Genomic DNA, 17,312 nt, shown 5'->3' with positions numbered 1-17,312 from the left:
ACTACTTTTGTATCTTAAAAACTACTGCAATATTATTGGGGATAATCTTAGGTTTTTGGATCACCAGCGAATCCGGATATTGTTTCCATGATAACTTTTCCTTACTGCCAAGCACTTTGACACTCCTGATTGCGGCATTATCTTTCTTCTTGCCAAGGGACTTCAAACATATCTTATCTTCAGGGACTCCTAATGCAGTAGCATACAGCACATTTCCTTTCTGATTGTAGCGAATATCTTTTGCTGAGTATTGTATCTTTCCTTCATTAAATCCCTGACCATTAATAGGGTTCGATACATCAGCGGTAGGCCCTTCACCGTACAGTTTCCAGGGGCGGGTATCGAAGATGCTCTCTTTGTTTATATCCATCCAGGCGGCGATATTTTCAAGGACTGCCACTTCCTTGTCATCAATAGTACCATCTCCCCGAACGGGAATATTAAGCAATAAGTTACCATTTTTGCTAATAATATCAACCAGCATATGTATCACTGATGTTGCCGATTTATACCAACCGTTTTCATAAAGCGACCTGCTGTAATGCCAGCTTCCAATACAGGTGCAGGTTTGCCAGGCATCGGGTTGTATCTTATCAGGTGCACCACGCTCCACATCCCACACCATACATTTTTTCTGGTCTTCGGTCAGTATTTTACCAAACATAACAGCTTCGAGCTTGCCTTTGTGGCTTGCCATATTATGGTTGTAGTAGTGGGCTGCTATTTTTAAGCCTGCATCGCTTATAGGATAAAGCGGCAATGCGGTATCATCAAAATATAGTAAATCGGGGTTAAATTTATTGATGAGATCGATAGTGCGATTATAAAATTTGTCGCAGTATGCTTGTGAGGGTACTGATGCACCATCTCCCCAACTCCATTGTTTATTAAAGTCTCCGCTCTTACTACGTTCATGATTCTGGGCGTAAAGTTCCTGCGGGTCAAGCCCTTCCCACCAAGTTCCCTTACCTTCAGCTTTTGTGAGTTTTCCATCATAAGGAACTCCTGTCAATTCTCCTTTTTTATCGGCTCCCTGAGCAAATTCATACCAAGTCCAGGGACGAGAAGCATGAACACTCAATCCGAACGGAAGTCCATATTTTTTCGCCGCCCTGGCCCAGCCCGCTACAATATCTTTTTGGGGGCCAACACGTACGGAATTCCATTCCTGATACTTACTATCCCATAAATCCAGATTGTCGTGGTGATTGGCCATCGCAAAGAAATACTGGGCACCCGCACGTTTATATAATTTCACCAATTTTTCAGGATCCCAATTCTGGGCTTTCCAATCATGGATTACTTCCTTAAAGCCTGCTTTGGAGGGATGACCGTAATGAGCGACATGCCATTTGTAATAGTCAGAACCTTCTTCATACAAACCACGTGCATACCAGTCTCCCTGCTCTGCCTGACATTGCGGACCCCAATGCGCCCAAATTCCAAATTTGGCATTTCGAAACCATTCGGGAGTTTTATATTGCTCTAGCGATTGCCAGGTTGGTGCAAACTTTCCGGCAGCAACCGGTTCATTACCTTCCCTTATCGGCGAAGCATATTTTTCCTGCGCCAGCAGAAAAGATGAAAATAGCATACATGACACTATAGACAAACCACTTTTTATTGAAATTTTTAAGTTCATTTTTTAATGATTAAGAGATGTAGCTACATTGACATTGATACCTACCTCTGTTTATTTTATTTGGTATATATGAAAAACTTGTTTACTTAGTTTATAAAGGTCATTGTTTCAGTGAGAATTCCTTATAATCTAATTAATATTCAACGGAATTAATAAATGAATTTCCATTCATCAAACAAAAAACCCTCTCCATTAAATACAAAATAGATATTCCCTACTCCTTTATCCATTTTCTGTCCTATTTCCTTTGAGAATGTAGTCCATTCCTTTCCATCACATATAAGGGAAACAAGAGGAGTATCTTTAAGGTTATTTACATACACATCAATTTTACCTTTTCCTTTCACCCTGGCTTCGAATTTGGCAGGAATCTGTTTGCTGAAATCGGCTCCTCGGATCATGAGACATTGTTTGTCTGCTTTTCCTTTGGCAACCATATTACCCACATTACCAACAGCTTCGAACTGAACTTGCCCCGAAGTGCCTGCAGTGGTTTCTGCCTGCTGAAGAACGAATGGATTTAATGGGTTAAGTTGTGACGGGCCTTTGAAAGTTGCTTTGCCCATGGGGATATTGACATTCTCTTCATCCACCTGCATTTCTTCGATACCCACATTACGAAAACCACCCTTAGTGCCGAAATAATCCTGTAAATACATGGCATGGTAAGCAATATAATATTTCTCTTTAAACTTGAACAGGTGAGTGTGATTGTTTGTCAAAGGTCCCACGTTAACGTCGCCTGTATTCTTAAAGTAATTATCGCGATACTTCCAACTATCCGGATTTAGGGGTGTTTTACTCGTCATATAAGACATGTTGCATTTGGTTGGTTTATCAATATTGCTATAAGGCCATTCGGTACGGTCTTTCCAATTCGTATTATAAGTGTAAACCCAGGTTCCATTAATAAAGTTAAGGTCGCTGGCCTCAAAAAAATAAGGAGCGGGAATCTTGGCAACATTGCTCGCCAAACTGATCATATCTGTTCCTAACTTGACGATATGGGAAATACCTGGCATATAATCTGTTTTAGGCGTTCCCCCTCCAAAAGCCAGCCAGCCTGTACCCTGGCCGTCAATCACAACTCCGGGATCGAATGGAGCATCGCAATCCACTCCGGGAACAGAACGGTCGACTATGTTCTTTCCTAATGGGTCGCTCCACGGACCAACGGGAGAAGTGGAGGTAAGCACGGCTGAGCCAACACCGCTATTGGAATAATACAAATAGAAGTGCGTCTTACCGTCTGCCTCCAGTCTGGATGTAATGGAAGGTGCCCAGGAATTCTGGCTCCATGGTGCCAGCTTTGCTGTATTTATGAGGCCATGATACGTCCAGTTGACCATATCATCGGTAGACATCATAACCAGTGTATGGATATGCTCGTATGAATTTTTTCCTTCCTTTCCTACCTTTTCATACTGTTGATGATCATTCGTGGCATACACATAAATTCTTCCATTGTATTCTACCGCTGTTGGATCGGCTGTAAACATAAAATCTAATAAAGGATTTGCATCACTGGAGGTAAGTTTCGGCGAAACATTTGCGAATTTTTCTTCCAGATTTTCTTTAACCTCTATCGGTTTAACTGCGTTAGTCTGAGCTTCTGCGAATTCTCTGCCTCCCAGAAAAGCGATAACAATGACTGTACTTAATAATACTTTTTTTCTAAACATGCTTTTTTTTTATCAATGTCTTTGTCTTCGATTAATTTTTCAGACAACAACAATTCCGTTACTGTTTATTTATCGGGTTTGAATTTATTCCGCTTTCAATGTAGCTGTTACTACAGGCAACGATCCGCTTTTGGCGGTAACTTTTATTTCTCCCTTCTTGTTTGTTGACTGTATAATGGCAAGACATTTTCCCTGCCAGGCTTCCATCTGGTTTCCTTTTAAATATGTATGACTTTGCTGATTGCCGTTGCCTACTCCCACCAGTTTGCCTGCACCGGTCACTTCAAAACTGATCATGTTGCTGGCAAAAGGTACAGGTATGCCATTTGCATCAACAATTTGCACAGAAACATAACTTAAGTCCTGCCGGTTTGCCTTCAACACTTTCTTATCCGAGGATAGCTTTATTTTAGCCGGTTCACCTGCTGTTTGAACAGCAAAGGAGACAGTTTTCCCATCTGCTGTTTTTCCTATGGCTTCCAGTTTACCAGGTTCATAAGGCACTTCCCAAAAAAGAAAAGCTTCATTTTTCAAATCCCATTTGCGGGTTCCCAATGACTTTCCATTCAATTTCAGTTCTACTTCAGGTACATTGGTGTACACATGCACCGCCAGTGTATCGCCTATCTTATTATGGTTCCAATGCGTTTCTACCTTTGGCCAGTTCCAAAAAGAGCACACTTCCTTATTCCTTGCAGATGTATCGGTTTGCACGGCAATATGTACCATGGGTTCATTATTCCAAAGCGCCTTCCTAAACCAATACGCCGGTTTGGGAAAACCGCACATATCAATCACACCGCAAGAGGCTCCACGCCATGGCCAGCTTGGCCAGGTTTTCCAGAAATCACAACCGATACCCACATCTCCAATACCTGCTTCACCGATATAATCAAATCCCGTCCAAAGAAATTCACCTGCTACATAATCTTTCAACTGGCCATCCAGCCATTGATCATAGGAGCGCAATTGATTGCAAGTGCCTGGATGGTATGGATAGATGACTGTTTCAGACCCGAAGATTACCCGATTAGGATATTTTTCATGATCGGTTTTATAATAAGCCTCCTGATAGTTATAACCAACTATGTCCAGCAAATCACCCATTCCAAACGAATTGACATTGAGGATTTCGTTACATGCTGCCGTAAAGGGACGGGTATTGTCGTATTTACCCGAAGCATCTGTCAGCATTTTGGTTATTTTCAATGCGCTTTCTTTGTTATACTGTTCTCTTACTTCGTTGCCAATACTCCAGGCGATAACAGAAGGGTGGTTTCGGTCACGCCTTATCCAATTTTCAACATCCCTTTCGTACCATTTCATAAAATGAGGAGCATATCCAGCCGGGTTTTTTCCATCCATCCATTCGTCAAATATTTCATCAATCACTACAAAACCCAGGCTGTCTGCATAGTCGAGCAATTCCGGTGATGGAGGGTTATGGCTCATCCTGATTGCATTGCAACCCATAGTTTTTAAAATTTTCAACCGGCGTTTATCCGCACCATCAAAAACTGCGGCACCCAATGGTCCGTTATCGTGATGGTTGTTTACCCCTTTCAGTTTTACATGTTTTCCGTTTAAGAAAAAACCTTTGTTGGGATCGAAACTAGATGTTCTTATGCCAAAAGGCGAAACATACTTATCAACCACCTTTCCGCCTGATCTCACTTCTATCAGCAACCTGTATAAGTTGGGTTTTTCAATAGACCATAGATTAGGTTTGCTAACCCTAATATTTTGTTCGATTTTCATTGCCGGGCCAGGTCTGGCATCCACTTTCGATTCGGCTCTCCCTGCTTCCTTGCCTGCTGCATCAATCAATTTTGTAATTACCGTACAGGACTCACCAACATTTTTTTCGTTGTTCAATTCTACAGAAATATCAACGCTGGCGTTGTCATTGCTTGCTTCAACTGTACGGGCAAAAACACCCCATTGATCAATATGCAGTTTGTTTTTTGCAACCAGCCATACATGCCGGTAAATTCCCGAACCCGTGTACCATCTCGAATTGGGTTGCTCGGTAGTATTAACCTTTACAGCAATAACATTTTCGTTGCCCACCGGATTCAGATATTGCGTGAGGTCGTAATAAAAAGAAGAATAACCATAGGGGCGAATGCCCAGGTAATGCCCGTTAATCCATACTTCGCTGTTGCGATAAACACCGTCGAACAAAACCACAACCTTCTTATTAAAAAAATCCTTTCCTGTTTTGAAGTGTTTCCTGTACCAGCCAATGCCACTATAAGTATAGCCACCTCCGGATCCGGTAGTGTTGGAAGAATCGAAAGGATGTTCAATACTGAAATCGTGAGGAACATCCAATAAGCGCCATTTGGAATCATTAAATTCAGGCCGTTCAGCGCCGGGATGGTCGTTTAGCGCAAACCTCCAGTCAAAATCGAAAGGAATACTGGTCTTATTAATTTTCTGCCCTGTTATGATCCGTTCCCGGATGGAAGACCTATTCTGTTTTGAAATTTGATTCTGCTTTGAAGCCTGAGCAATTAGTTGTCCTGAAACAGAAGAAAGCAGGATAGCGAATAACAAAAAATTTTTCATGTGTGTCTGTGTATCATACGAAAATCTCGTACTAAGTTTTCATCTGTATTTGTGTTACTTTCTTTTTTTATATCCCAAAAGCCGAAATATCAAATAATAAAAGGCGACTACTGATATCATAATTACTAAAACACCAACCCCGCCAATTATACCTCCCTTTGCTGTTCCCAGGGGAATATCAATTATTTTTCCGGATAGAAATAAAGTAATTAAAATACCAGTTGTAATTGCTGGTAAAAATATTATTGGTAAAAATTTTGATTTATTTTCCATATATAATTTATTGAACTGATATTTTTATTTTTTCCGGTATGTTTTGATGAATTCCCTATGTGTAAAACAAATTCACCCGCTTCCACATTCCAGCCTCTAAAAGCAGTAACTAAGCACAAATAATAGATTCAAAAATTTAAGTTCATGTATTTATCTTTTATAATTTTTCTTTTATAATGCATCAAATTTTTGCTCCACAAAAAGCACGGTGGACTATTTAACCGGCGTAAATTTGTACAGAGCCACTCCATGCATCGGAACCTTCACCGAAAGAGCCTCTTGGTCCGCATGGATTATTGCAATATCTTTCTGACGCCAAAGATCACGCACCTTTTGCTTTCCTGAAATACCAAGCTTATTCAGATCCTTGTAAGAGATATCCACTTTCTCCAGACCAAAATTGCAAAAGCCTACTGCACGACTGCCATCCTCCAATTCTTTTGCATAAATGCGCAGATCTCCAATGATCTGAATACAGGTAGCCTGTTTGCCAAGAGCATCCTGATTAACGGCAATCACTTCATTGTTTGTCAATAAATTCAGGGTAAAAGCATCCAGCTTTTCCATATCGCAACCAATCAGCAGAGGCGCAGAGAAAAGGCTCCAAAGGCTGACGTGAAGATACTGCTCATCCGGTTTAAGCATGCTCGGATGCAGGCTGCCCCAGCCTACTGTTCCTACAACCAGCATGTCCGCATCGTTCCAGTTACCGGGTTTGGCCCAGGCTGCAGACTGATCCTGAGCTAATGCAATGCTTTTAACGTTGGACCAGTTGTCCGTTATATCATTCGTTGTACGCCAGGTATTTCCGCCTACCGAATCGCCCCATTTCCAAACATCCGACATTCCGTACTGACACAAGCTGAAAACAATGTCGCGGGGTTGCTGACGGATATACTCTCCCATTAATTTGTATGGTTTGACGGCGGTAGCCAATTGATAACCTCCATTGTAAGATATGGAGACTACTTTGTTTGGGTCGTTATCAGGTATTCCATTTAGCGCTCCTCCATAGCTGCACCAATCGTATTTCAGGTAATCAAAGCCCCATTTGGCATAAGTTTCGGCATCTTGCCTCTCATGACCATAACTGCCGGCACAGCCACCACAAGTCCATGGACCGGGACTGGAATAGATGCCGATCTTCAAACCCAGGCCATGCACATAGTCTGTCAGCGCTTTCATATCTCCAAACTTTTTATTAGGAACTATATTACCAGCCTCGTCCCGCAGCTTACCTTGCAGGGAAGGATCTGTCGAATCGCGGTTATTTTGCCAATAGTCGTCAATATTTACATAATTCCATCCGTAATTTATAAGTCCGCTTTTCACCATTACTTCCGCAGCCCGCTTAACTTTTTCAGCAGAAACTTCATGAGCGAAACAATTCCAGCTATTCCAACCCATTGGCGGGGTAAGTGCAATTTTATCACCACAGATAATGCGTAAACTTTTTTCGGCTATGCCTTTCGCATTCCTTGCCTTCAATTGAACAACGTAAGTACCGGCTTTTTCAAGCTTACCGCTGATAAGTCCTGTTTTTTGATCCAGCTTTAGTCCCTGAGGCAAGCCGGTAACCAGAAAGGTCATTGGCCGGTCTCCAGTGGCAGGTATCCTGAACTGAAACGGCGAGCCCGGGCGGACACCGAAAACGCTTGCGCTATTGATCTTCGGTTTTGCCGATGGCTTAGGGGTAAGAATGTAGGGCTCACTCGGGACAGGATAAAAAGTAGCAAAAGTTGATACGCCGACCGCCTCAAATTTTGCATCTGCCCATTCGACATGATTGTTGTGTCCTATCTCTGTTACCCGCAGCTCAAGTTTTTTCACACCAGAAAGTTTCACATTACATAGCTGGGCAGTATCGCCTGCATGCATTACACCGCTCGACCAAAGCTTCGCTCCATCGCCGTATACAATAAACTCAACGGCGGGCTGATGTTGTTTCACTTCATCATCAATGCCAACCTGCGCGGTAAACGAATTTGCCTTACCATCGAGCTGAATAAAAAGAGAGCTTTCTGCGTGTGTGCCGAAGCCACGCTCAAAGGTTTTGCCTGCGATGGTCATGATGTTGCCATCAACAGTCTTGTTTTTTTTAGGTATGCCCCATCCCTGTGTAGTTGGGCTGAGATCCAGTTCATCTAACCAAACAGTTTGTGCGGAAAGAGTACCGCTAACGATCAGCAGTAAAATAATTTTATAAAAATGTTTAAGTATCATTTTTTGTTTTTTTTCAGAATCAATAAATTTTAAACCCATTGTTTCGTTGAGAATTCTTTATAAGTAAATCTGTGACTCCTAAGAGTCACAGATTTTTTAAATTCAGTCCTTGCTTAATGGTACCAATACATGATACCCTGCAAAACTGTATTTCTATTTAGTTATAGCGTCTTACTTTTTACTTATATCCTGCAACAATTGCATCATACATAGGTTGGTCCTTTACCACATTATTCTTTCTGTCTAACATAAAACCTATCTCCCAATAGAATGGCACAATACCATTCGCTTTAGCCTGCTTGGTCACATAAGTTGTCCAGTAATCCACAGACTGGTTGTGCTTAGTCAAATCCTTAGGAAGATAATTCGCGTTGTTAATGGCATTCCTCCTCCAGGCTGCATATTCACCCAGTATCACAGGGATACCTTTATTAACAAACTTCTCTTTTATCTTTTGGAATTCAGCATCGATCGCACCCTCTTCAACACCGGTGGCGTTGCGTTCCGGCTCAATAGTAGAATGATTCCCAGCCCCCCAGTAGTAAACCATGTTGCCCCAACTTGCATCTCCATCCGTTAATATTGTAAATGTAGAAGGCGTGTAGTCATGTACCTCTACCATCAACTTGTTAGGAATCTTGTCTGTTGGCATTGTATTCATTAAAGTATAAGTTTTATTAGGGTCAGTGCTAGGCCCCTGAACAACCAGCACCCTGTAACTGTTCTTGCCTCCGGTAGCGCGAACCGCCTTGATGAATGTTTCGTGATAACCATTAAGTATGGCCATCTGCTCAGCACTCTCAACCGCAGGTTCATTCGTACCGGCAAAAATAAGGTGCTCATCAAAATCACGCATGGTTGTAGCAATCTGCTCCCAAACCGCCTTTAGCTTCGCATTAATACGCTCTTGATTTGCCGCATTGACATTATTTTCAAGCCAGCCAGCATCCCCGTGAGTATTCAGTACCACATACATATCATTAGCCACACACCATCCAACTACTTCTTTCACTCGGTTAAGCCATACTGGGTCAATTTTAGCATTATCCGGATCACTTAAATGAGTCCAAACCCAGCCAGTTGGAAGCCGTACGGCATTGAAACCTTTTTGTTTTAAAAATTTTACATACGATTCGGTAATTTTACTATTCACCCACTCAGCTTCGTTTGGTGATTCCATGGTATTGCCAATATTTATTCCCATAAGCATTTTTCCCGACAATTGCATCGCTGTACTGCTCATTCCTGTTTCGTCAGGAGCTTTAGGCGATAAATTGTATGATGGGTATAAACTACCTAATTGTTTAACCGTAATTCTTCGAGCCTGACCATTATCTGCCTCAACAGTTAGTATAACAGAACGAGATAATTTAGTTCCATTACTTAAGGCTGTTAAAGTCATTACAGCAGCCTCACCATTGCCGCTTGTTTCTGTTAATTGCAACCAGGATGCTGAATTGCTAATACTCCATTTACTGTTTGCTTTAATGGTAATTTCTCCAGATGTACCTCCTTCGGCTTCAAAAGAAACAGTTTTCTCTGAAACCGATAATTCTGGAGCTTCATCCTCATTATTGGAACAAGAGACCGAAAATCCGGTAACGATCAGCAGTAGTACAATTTTATAAAAATGTTTTACTTTCATTTTTTGTTTTTTTATAATTAGTAAATTTTTATTTAAGACCTGCAGAAAATTTAACTTTCATGAAATATCTGCAGGTCTTTACTCAAACTATTAATCTATTATTAAATTAAAAGATTTTTGTTATTTAATTTTCACAACCCTAATATTGTCAATAGCGGCATAAAAACCTGTTGTTGTTTTAAAAGAAGCGAAATTTTTAAGTGTCATATTATAACTACTCGCACCAGTAGACCCTAATAATTGGTTTAAACGAGAAGCTGATTCACCATCTCCTAATGTGACAACTTTTGATCTGAATTCAGATAAAGGAATAGTTACAGTTTGCCAACCATTCGTTTTATAAGCAAGAGTCTTATTAGAACCAGGGATTTTCCAAGGCTCATAACGCGCTACAAAATTATCGCCTGCAAATTCAGTTCTAATATAAAGAGTACCACCATCCCATGGGTGAGCCACACTTATTTCAAATTGAAGCCCCCAGTTTTCAACAGGATCTGAAATATTCTCCACAGGTATCCATTTATTACCAGTATTAGAATTACCTAATGGGGCGTACTTACTGGCACCGCCATCTAAAACAGGAGTATTAAAATACACGTACATAGAATTATTTGTTCCCATCGAACCATTAAAATCGGCTACGGGGCCAAAAGCTAAAGAAATATCTCCCCACCATGCATAACCAAAATAATCACCCCATTCAAAATTTGCTAAAAGACCTAACCATTTGTTATTTTGAGTATTTATATCATAAGGAGTAGAAACCGTTCCATAACTATTAACAATAGTCACTTTTCCATTAGTGTAGCTCCACATATCAGGAGCTGTAAACTCTACATAAGAACCATCCGGATCTTCGGTAAAAGCTGTAATAGCCTTACTTCCAAAACTAAAACTTGAAATACCATTCAAATTTTTACCATACACCCGTACCAAATCACCTTGCGAAGGATTTGCATTAGAAACAGCATAAATTTCCGGAACGATTAAAACATCAAATTCATAGGTACCAGATGCAGCAACAAGCACTCCTGCCCAAGGCATTGGCTTATTAATTACCGGAAGTACAAATCCTACAGAACTACCGTCATCTGCTGTTTTAAATGAAGAAACATCCATATCGGCTAAAGTCAATTTTTTAATCAAATATAAATTGGTACCGTAAATATAAATTGAATCACCAACCTTAGTAGCAGCAGTCATCGAATTGCCTGTGATGGTAGCTGGCGGTGGAATTACATCAAATTTAAAAGTAGTTGTTCCGGTATTGGTAACATATTGTATAGTATTAACAACATCAGGATCAATGTTATTAAAAGGCAAAGACCATGGAACTTGTAAAACAGCTGTGTCGTCTGAAAACAATCCACCATCGAACTCAGCAGAACTGCCATTAAAACTTATCTTAATGGCTTGTTTTAGATTCTTTCCATGGATTACAATCCATTGCCCAGGGACAATTTTTGTCACTAATGTATCATTAGGAGCGGCTGCATAATTCCTTACTGTTGTAATAACAGGAGCACCATTTAAATCATCATCGTTATTACAAGAAGTTAACATTGTAACAATCAACATCATGCTTAAAAACAGCAAATGACTAATACGGTTATTTAATAATTTTTTCATATTTATATATTTATTATTCATAATAAGGAACTGAAGGTTGATTCAATTTTGGATTAGCAATTATTTCTGTTGCAGGCAATTGTAAAGTAAAAGTGGCAACAGTTGCAGGATTAATAATAGCTATAGGATCTTTAGGTGTAGCTATTTCAGTATCTTTATTATAGTCAAATACTACTCTTTTTTGATTATTAAGAAGATCAATGGCTTTTATAGGATTATAATAAGAAAGTCTTACCAAATCATACCAATATTGTCCTTCACAAGCAAATTCAACCCTTCTTTCATTTAAAATTACATCTGTATTAAGTACTGTTACCGGATCTACCCCTGCACGCTCTCTTACCTTATTAAAATACAATAACGCATCAGCATTACTTGTAGAGGCATTATTACCTAAGACAGCCTCTGCATATATTAAATAAACATCTGCTAATCTCAATAATGCATTATGCTCTATAGAACCTATAGCTGACATTGCAGGTACATTGTTGTCTGCTTCATTACCTATAATATGTTTTTTCATCCATGGTCCAGTAGCAGTATAGCCACCACCAGCAGCATTTAACTCGGCATAATGGTCTCCAGTGAGCATAATAGTCACTTTACGTCTTATGGAATCCTGCCTAGTATATGATAAATACAAATCATAACTAGGTGATGGAGCTCCCCAAGCATTCGTTTTTTGAGGGTTAATTTCATTGCTTGGCGAATATGTCAACAATAGATTTCCTTCCATCCATCCTGTAGTCGCAGACCATTGCAGTGCAAATAATGATTCTGGATTATCATTGAATTGCGTTCTAAAAAGATCTTTATAACTCGGAAGTAAAGTTAAGCCGCTGTTTTCAATTACATCTTTTGCATATTTTTTTGCCAAATCCAAATATTCCTGATTACGTGTACTACCACCTGTTTGACCTAGTCCTGCCATAGTTAAGTACACTTTACTTAACATTCCCTTTGCTGACCAGCTAGTTACCCTGCCTTTCACATCAGTTGTAGGAAGATTTTTGACAGCAAAAGTTAAATCTTCAGTAATAAATCGATACCCATCTGCTACTTTATTTTTGTTTACTAAAGGAGTTTCTATTAACTTCAAATTATCTTCAATGATAGGCACTTCTCCCCATAACATAACAAGATGATAGTATGCCATGGCTCGAATAAATCTTGCTTCGGCTATTGCAGCGTTTTTATCTGCTTCAGAAATTGTTGCAGGCGCTCTTTCAATAGCCTTAATTGTGGTATTACATTGAGCCACTATAATATATAGCGCATTCCAGCCAGTTGTTAAACGTCCGTTAGCTCCTGAAAGCGTAAAAGTATTAAGTTGTACAAGATCTATACCTTGATACGGCAGGATCAGGTTTCCACTTAATATATCCCCTAATGGAAGGTATGCGAGGTTATTCCATTGCGCCCATGTTTTACTACCATAAAGTGCCGCTGTAGCTAACCTAAGTTCTTCTTTTGTGTTATAAAAATTTTCAGTGCTTGTCTCTGACTGAGAAGGTCGGTCGAGAAAATCATCCTGACAGCTTACTGCAAAAAACACAGCAAACAAAACACAAATCATTTTTAAATTTATATATTTCATAATACGTTAGTTTATTTATTTAAAATTAAAGTCCCAAGTTAAGTCCTAAAGTTAATGTTCGGGATTGTGGATAATAACCGTAATCAATTCCAGCCTGTAATGGATTCCATGAACCCACTTCTGGATCCATCCCTTTGTATTTTGTAATAAGAAAGGCATTGCTAACATTAGCATACACACGGAAAGAGCTCAAATGTATTTTTTGAATCAACTTTTCGGGAAATCTATATCCTAGAGTAATATTTTTACATCTGATAAAAGATCCATCTTCAACATATTTGTCAGAGAAACGATGATTCAAATTACTATTATTATTTTTAAGTCCAACAACTGTAGTGTTTGGGTTGGTAACATATACGTTTATAGGAATGCCTGCCTCGTCTACTTCTGTAGCTGGTTTATTTGGATCTATTAAAGCCAAAACTGCATGATCTTTTAATGATGTTAAGAAACCATAGTTAGTTGAAGGATCCTCTCCATTAATTCTCATTGCATTTATTACTTTATTACCAACATTAGCACTAAAGAAAATATTCAGGTCAAAACCTTTATAAGTAAAGTTATTACCAAGACCTAGTTGAACAACTGGAATAGGAGAGCCTAAATAGGTTCTATCTTTTTCAGTAATTACACCATCACCATTTAAATCTTTAAACTTAAGATCTCCATACCATACTCCCCCAGAATTTGGCGTAATTGGCAATGGAGCACCATCTGTTGAAGTAGGTAAAGCATGTGTTTTAAAATCATCTGCAGTTGCAAATACACCTCCATCTACTTGGTAACCATAAAAATCACCTATAGATCCACCAACTACTGTTTGAGCAATTACTTCATTATTAAAATATCCAGGCAAGGAAGCCCCACCAGTATTTAATTTTAATACCTTGTTTTTATTATGAGATAGCGTAAAATCAGTACTCCATGAAAAATCTTTAGTAGTTATATTGGTAGAATTCACATGAAGGTCTATACCTCTATTTCCAACCGATCCAATATTTATATATGGAGCACCTAATGCTCCTGCAGAACCACTAGTAGTTGTTCCAGAATACCCCCCTAATGGGATTTGCATTAACAATCCATCTGTCAAACGATTATATACATCAACTGAAAAATTAAGCTTCGAATTAAAAAGTCTTGCATCAATTCCAGCATTACTAGATTCTGTTTTTTCCCATTTAACGTCAGGGTTTCCTAAACTAGCAGTAAGTTGCGAATTCCCTGATAATGCAGTTGAAACTGATTGTAGCATTGATAAATAAGCATTGTCTCTAACATTTTGATTATTAGTCAAACCATAACCAATCCTTAACTTTAATTCATTGACTATTTTTGATCCTTTTAAAAATTTCTCATTATTTAATTTCCAGGCGAGTGCTCCTGAATAAGTAGACACCCAACGGGTATCTGGTGCAAATTTTGAAGAACCATCTGAGCGTAAATTAACTGTCAGCAAGTATCTGTCATCGTACATAAAATTCACACGCCCAAAATAAGATTCTTGCGCATTATCTCCTCTCGTTCCACCATTGGTCGCTGTTGCTACATCACCACTACCTATATTGGTAACACTGTCAGAAATGAAATTTCTCCTTCCTGCTGAAACATTTTCATACTGATACAGCTGTGACTCATGTCCTGCTAACACATTGACGTTGTATTTATTTTTAAAGATCTTAGCATAAGTAAGATAACTCCTAAAAGTAGTGAAATAGTTTTGTTCATAGCCATATTTTGCTTCATTCACTAATCTCTCAGCTAACCCAAACTTATATTTAGGATAATATTCATCAGTTGTTCTAAATGAAAAATTACCTGATACCTCATTTCTAAATGACAAATTCTTGCTAAATGTTATATCTGCATAAAAATTACCAAATACCTGATTTCTTTTAGGTTGATTTTTATTAATAAGAGCAAAAGCAACTGGGTTTACACGTTTTGTAATCCATCCTTCGCTACTTTCTTCTCCAGCATAGCTACCATCAGGATTTTTTACAAGAATATCTGGTGTTTGACTTAATGCTGCTCCAATAACATTTGAACCTGTTGAATTTACATTCTCATCAATATGGGTTAACTGTAAGCTAGTTCCAATTTTTAACCACTTTGTAGTTTGATTGTCTAAATTTAACCTTAGCGAAGCTCTGGCAAACTCAGAACCCAAAGCTATACCATCCTGATTGAAATAAGCACCTGATAATAAATATTGCGTTTTATCATTCCCGCCACTTAAAGTAAGCACATGGTTTTGTACCGGAGCTCTTCTAAACAATTCATTTTGCCAGTTTGTGCCCAGACCTAAATACTGAGGATTGGCAAATTCCGGTCTTTCATCAAAACCCCAACCATAACCAGTATTTCTGTCATTAATAAACTGAGCATATTCTCTTAAATTCATAGTAGAATATTGCTTGATCAACTCTTGGTATCCAGTTGAAAATTCATAAGAAATTTTTGGAGCGCCTTCTTTACCCCTCTTAGTAGTTACCACAATTACACCATTAGTAGCTTGCGAGCCATAAATAGCTGTTGCTGATGCATCTTTTAAAACATCAAGAGACTCTATATCAGCAGGATTAATAGCAGCTAATGGATTTGTACCATTAGGTCCACCATAACTTTGACCAATTATAACTCCATCAATTACATATAATGGAGAACTATTACCAAAAGAAGACAAACCGCGTATTTGTATATTAACACCACCTCCTGGCTGTCCAGATGTTTGCATCGCCACTACACCTGCTACTTTTCCTTGCAGCGCTTGATCAAAAGTTACTGGTGCTGTTTTACGAAGTTCATTACCCGATATGGAAGATATTGACCCCGTAAGATCTTTTCTCTTTGCACTACCATACCCAATTACCACTACTTCGTCTAATGCTTTTACATCATCTTTCAAGCGAATAGTTAATTGATTTTTAGTAGTAATCTTTATTTCCTGCTTTATAAAGCCTATATAACTTAGAACAAGTGTTTCTCCAATTTTAGCTTTAATAGAAAATGAACCGCTAGCGTCAGTAGATATAACTTGGCTAGTGCCTTTAAGAGAAACGGTAACCCCAAAAAGCGGCAGACCATTTGAATCTTCTAATACAGTTCCTGTAATTTTTTCATCAGGATTTTGAGCTGAGGCCAAGCTAAATGAACAAAGCATTAGCAGAAAGGCATACTTACTAAGGAGATTTTTTGCTTTTACAAAGCGTTGAATTACATGTTTTTCATTCATAATTAAATTAGTTTTTAATTAGTTAATTAGTTAAGTGGTTTAATTTTGCATAAAAAGATGTCCTTTGTCATGAAATATTCTCATACGTATTATTTCATTATCTACTCCATTTTTCATGTATCATTGGGAACAAATTAACAATAAAGGAACATCAAACAATGGCACTTTTTGTATCAGAAGACTGTATCAATTGTTGCAATTATAGAATTACAATAAAAAAAAACCTATAAATATTTCATTATCACATTTAATGTCATAAAAAATTGTTATTTCAATAATTTAAAATTGACCCTAATTCGAAATAAATTCAACATATAAAAGCTAATTTTTTTAACATTAAGGTTGCATTTTGGATGAATTTTTTAATATAACCCGATAGGTTTTGGAGGAGTATTCTATCTGCCGGAAGGCTGCTTTATTTACTGTTCTTTTAAAATCAATTTTGCTGAAAAATAGAATTGTATGAAAGCTGCTGACATCACAAATTAAAGTCCTGCTAAAAAAGACAGAATGGAAATAGAAACTGTTAAGTGAGCTTTAAAATAATTTTAGAAAAGGCCTTCGGTATTCTTCTGATAAATACTTGTTTTTAATCTGGGTTCGACTATTAAAAAGAAGGTTTTGAGTTAACTTAAAGCTTTAGCTGGAAGATTATAATTTAAATACACCGAAGTGCTGTAGAAGCAAAACCGATTTATACGTGTAAACATATCTGAGTTTACCAATAGTTTGGTGCATTTCGAATAAATGGAGATATATTTGGCTATTGAATTATTGCAAGGATAATTATGTTGTAACGTGTTCGACATAATTCA

At 38.4% G+C, this 17,312-nt stretch carries 9 protein-coding genes; all 9 read right to left on the bottom strand.

Annotated elements, in window-relative coordinates; translation table 11 throughout:
• Nucleotide 1: 1 nt before the first annotated feature.
• A complete protein-coding gene (locus CLU83_RS04665) occupies nt 2-1,642 on the bottom strand; it encodes an alpha-L-fucosidase (RefSeq protein WP_100430536.1) in 1,641 nt (546 codons plus the stop codon).
• Between the two features lie 149 nt (nt 1,643-1,791).
• Nucleotides 1,792-3,324 carry a glycoside hydrolase family 43 protein gene (locus CLU83_RS04660; RefSeq protein WP_100430535.1) on the bottom strand — a complete coding sequence of 511 codons (1,533 nt, stop codon included), beginning with the start codon at nt 3,322-3,324 and terminating at the stop codon, nt 1,792-1,794.
• Nucleotides 3,325-3,408: 84 nt separating this feature from the next.
• Complete coding sequence (locus CLU83_RS04655) at nt 3,409-5,895, bottom strand: glycoside hydrolase family 2 TIM barrel-domain containing protein (protein WP_100430534.1); 2,487 nt, start codon at nt 5,893-5,895, stop codon at nt 3,409-3,411.
• 54 nt (nt 5,896-5,949) lie between these two features.
• On the bottom strand, nt 5,950-6,168 hold the full coding sequence (locus CLU83_RS04650; RefSeq protein ID WP_100430533.1) for a hypothetical protein: 219 nt from the start codon (nt 6,166-6,168) through the stop codon (nt 5,950-5,952).
• A 213-nt stretch (nt 6,169-6,381) separates the two neighbouring features.
• A complete protein-coding gene (locus CLU83_RS04645; RefSeq protein ID WP_232726978.1) occupies nt 6,382-8,430 on the bottom strand; it encodes an NPCBM/NEW2 domain-containing protein in 2,049 nt (682 codons plus the stop codon).
• A gap of 139 nt (nt 8,431-8,569) precedes the next feature.
• Complete coding sequence (locus CLU83_RS04640) at nt 8,570-10,036, bottom strand: cellulase family glycosylhydrolase (protein WP_100430532.1); 1,467 nt, start codon at nt 10,034-10,036, stop codon at nt 8,570-8,572.
• A gap of 120 nt (nt 10,037-10,156) precedes the next feature.
• Entirely contained in the window at nt 10,157-11,665 is a 1,509-nt protein-coding gene (locus CLU83_RS04635) for a glycan-binding surface protein (RefSeq protein WP_157801994.1), read from the bottom strand.
• Between the two features lie 13 nt (nt 11,666-11,678).
• A complete protein-coding gene (locus CLU83_RS04630; RefSeq protein ID WP_100430530.1) occupies nt 11,679-13,262 on the bottom strand; it encodes a RagB/SusD family nutrient uptake outer membrane protein in 1,584 nt (527 codons plus the stop codon).
• 25 nt (nt 13,263-13,287) lie between these two features.
• Complete coding sequence (locus CLU83_RS04625; RefSeq protein WP_100430529.1) at nt 13,288-16,497, bottom strand: TonB-dependent receptor; 3,210 nt, start codon at nt 16,495-16,497, stop codon at nt 13,288-13,290.
• Nucleotides 16,498-17,312 lie beyond the last annotated feature (815 nt).

This window comes from Flavobacterium sp. 1 (genome assembly GCF_002797935.1).
GTDB lineage: Bacteria > Bacteroidota > Bacteroidia > Flavobacteriales > Flavobacteriaceae > Flavobacterium.
The sequence above is the reverse complement of the archived record's forward strand: the minus strand, read 5'-3'. Positions and strand labels throughout refer to the sequence as shown.

Excerpts from the sequence above, each read along its gene's own strand:
- CLU83_RS04635 (WP_157801994.1), bottom strand. The coding sequence starts at position 11,665 with ATGAAAAAATTATTAAATAACCGTATTAGTCATTTGCTGTTTTTAAGC.
- CLU83_RS04625 (WP_100430529.1), bottom strand. The coding sequence starts at position 16,497 with ATGAATGAAAAACATGTAATTCAACGCTTTGTAAAAGCAAAAAATCTC.
- CLU83_RS04645 (WP_232726978.1), bottom strand. The coding sequence starts at position 8,430 with ATGGGTTTAAAATTTATTGATTCTGAAAAAAAACAAAAAATGATACTT.
- CLU83_RS04630 (WP_100430530.1), bottom strand. The coding sequence starts at position 13,262 with ATGAAATATATAAATTTAAAAATGATTTGTGTTTTGTTTGCTGTGTTT.
- CLU83_RS04665 (WP_100430536.1), bottom strand. The coding sequence starts at position 1,642 with ATGAACTTAAAAATTTCAATAAAAAGTGGTTTGTCTATAGTGTCATGT.
- CLU83_RS04650 (WP_100430533.1), bottom strand. The coding sequence starts at position 6,168 with ATGGAAAATAAATCAAAATTTTTACCAATAATATTTTTACCAGCAATT.
- CLU83_RS04655 (WP_100430534.1), bottom strand. The coding sequence starts at position 5,895 with ATGAAAAATTTTTTGTTATTCGCTATCCTGCTTTCTTCTGTTTCAGGA.
- CLU83_RS04660 (WP_100430535.1), bottom strand. The coding sequence starts at position 3,324 with ATGTTTAGAAAAAAAGTATTATTAAGTACAGTCATTGTTATCGCTTTT.
- CLU83_RS04640 (WP_100430532.1), bottom strand. The coding sequence starts at position 10,036 with ATGAAAGTAAAACATTTTTATAAAATTGTACTACTGCTGATCGTTACC.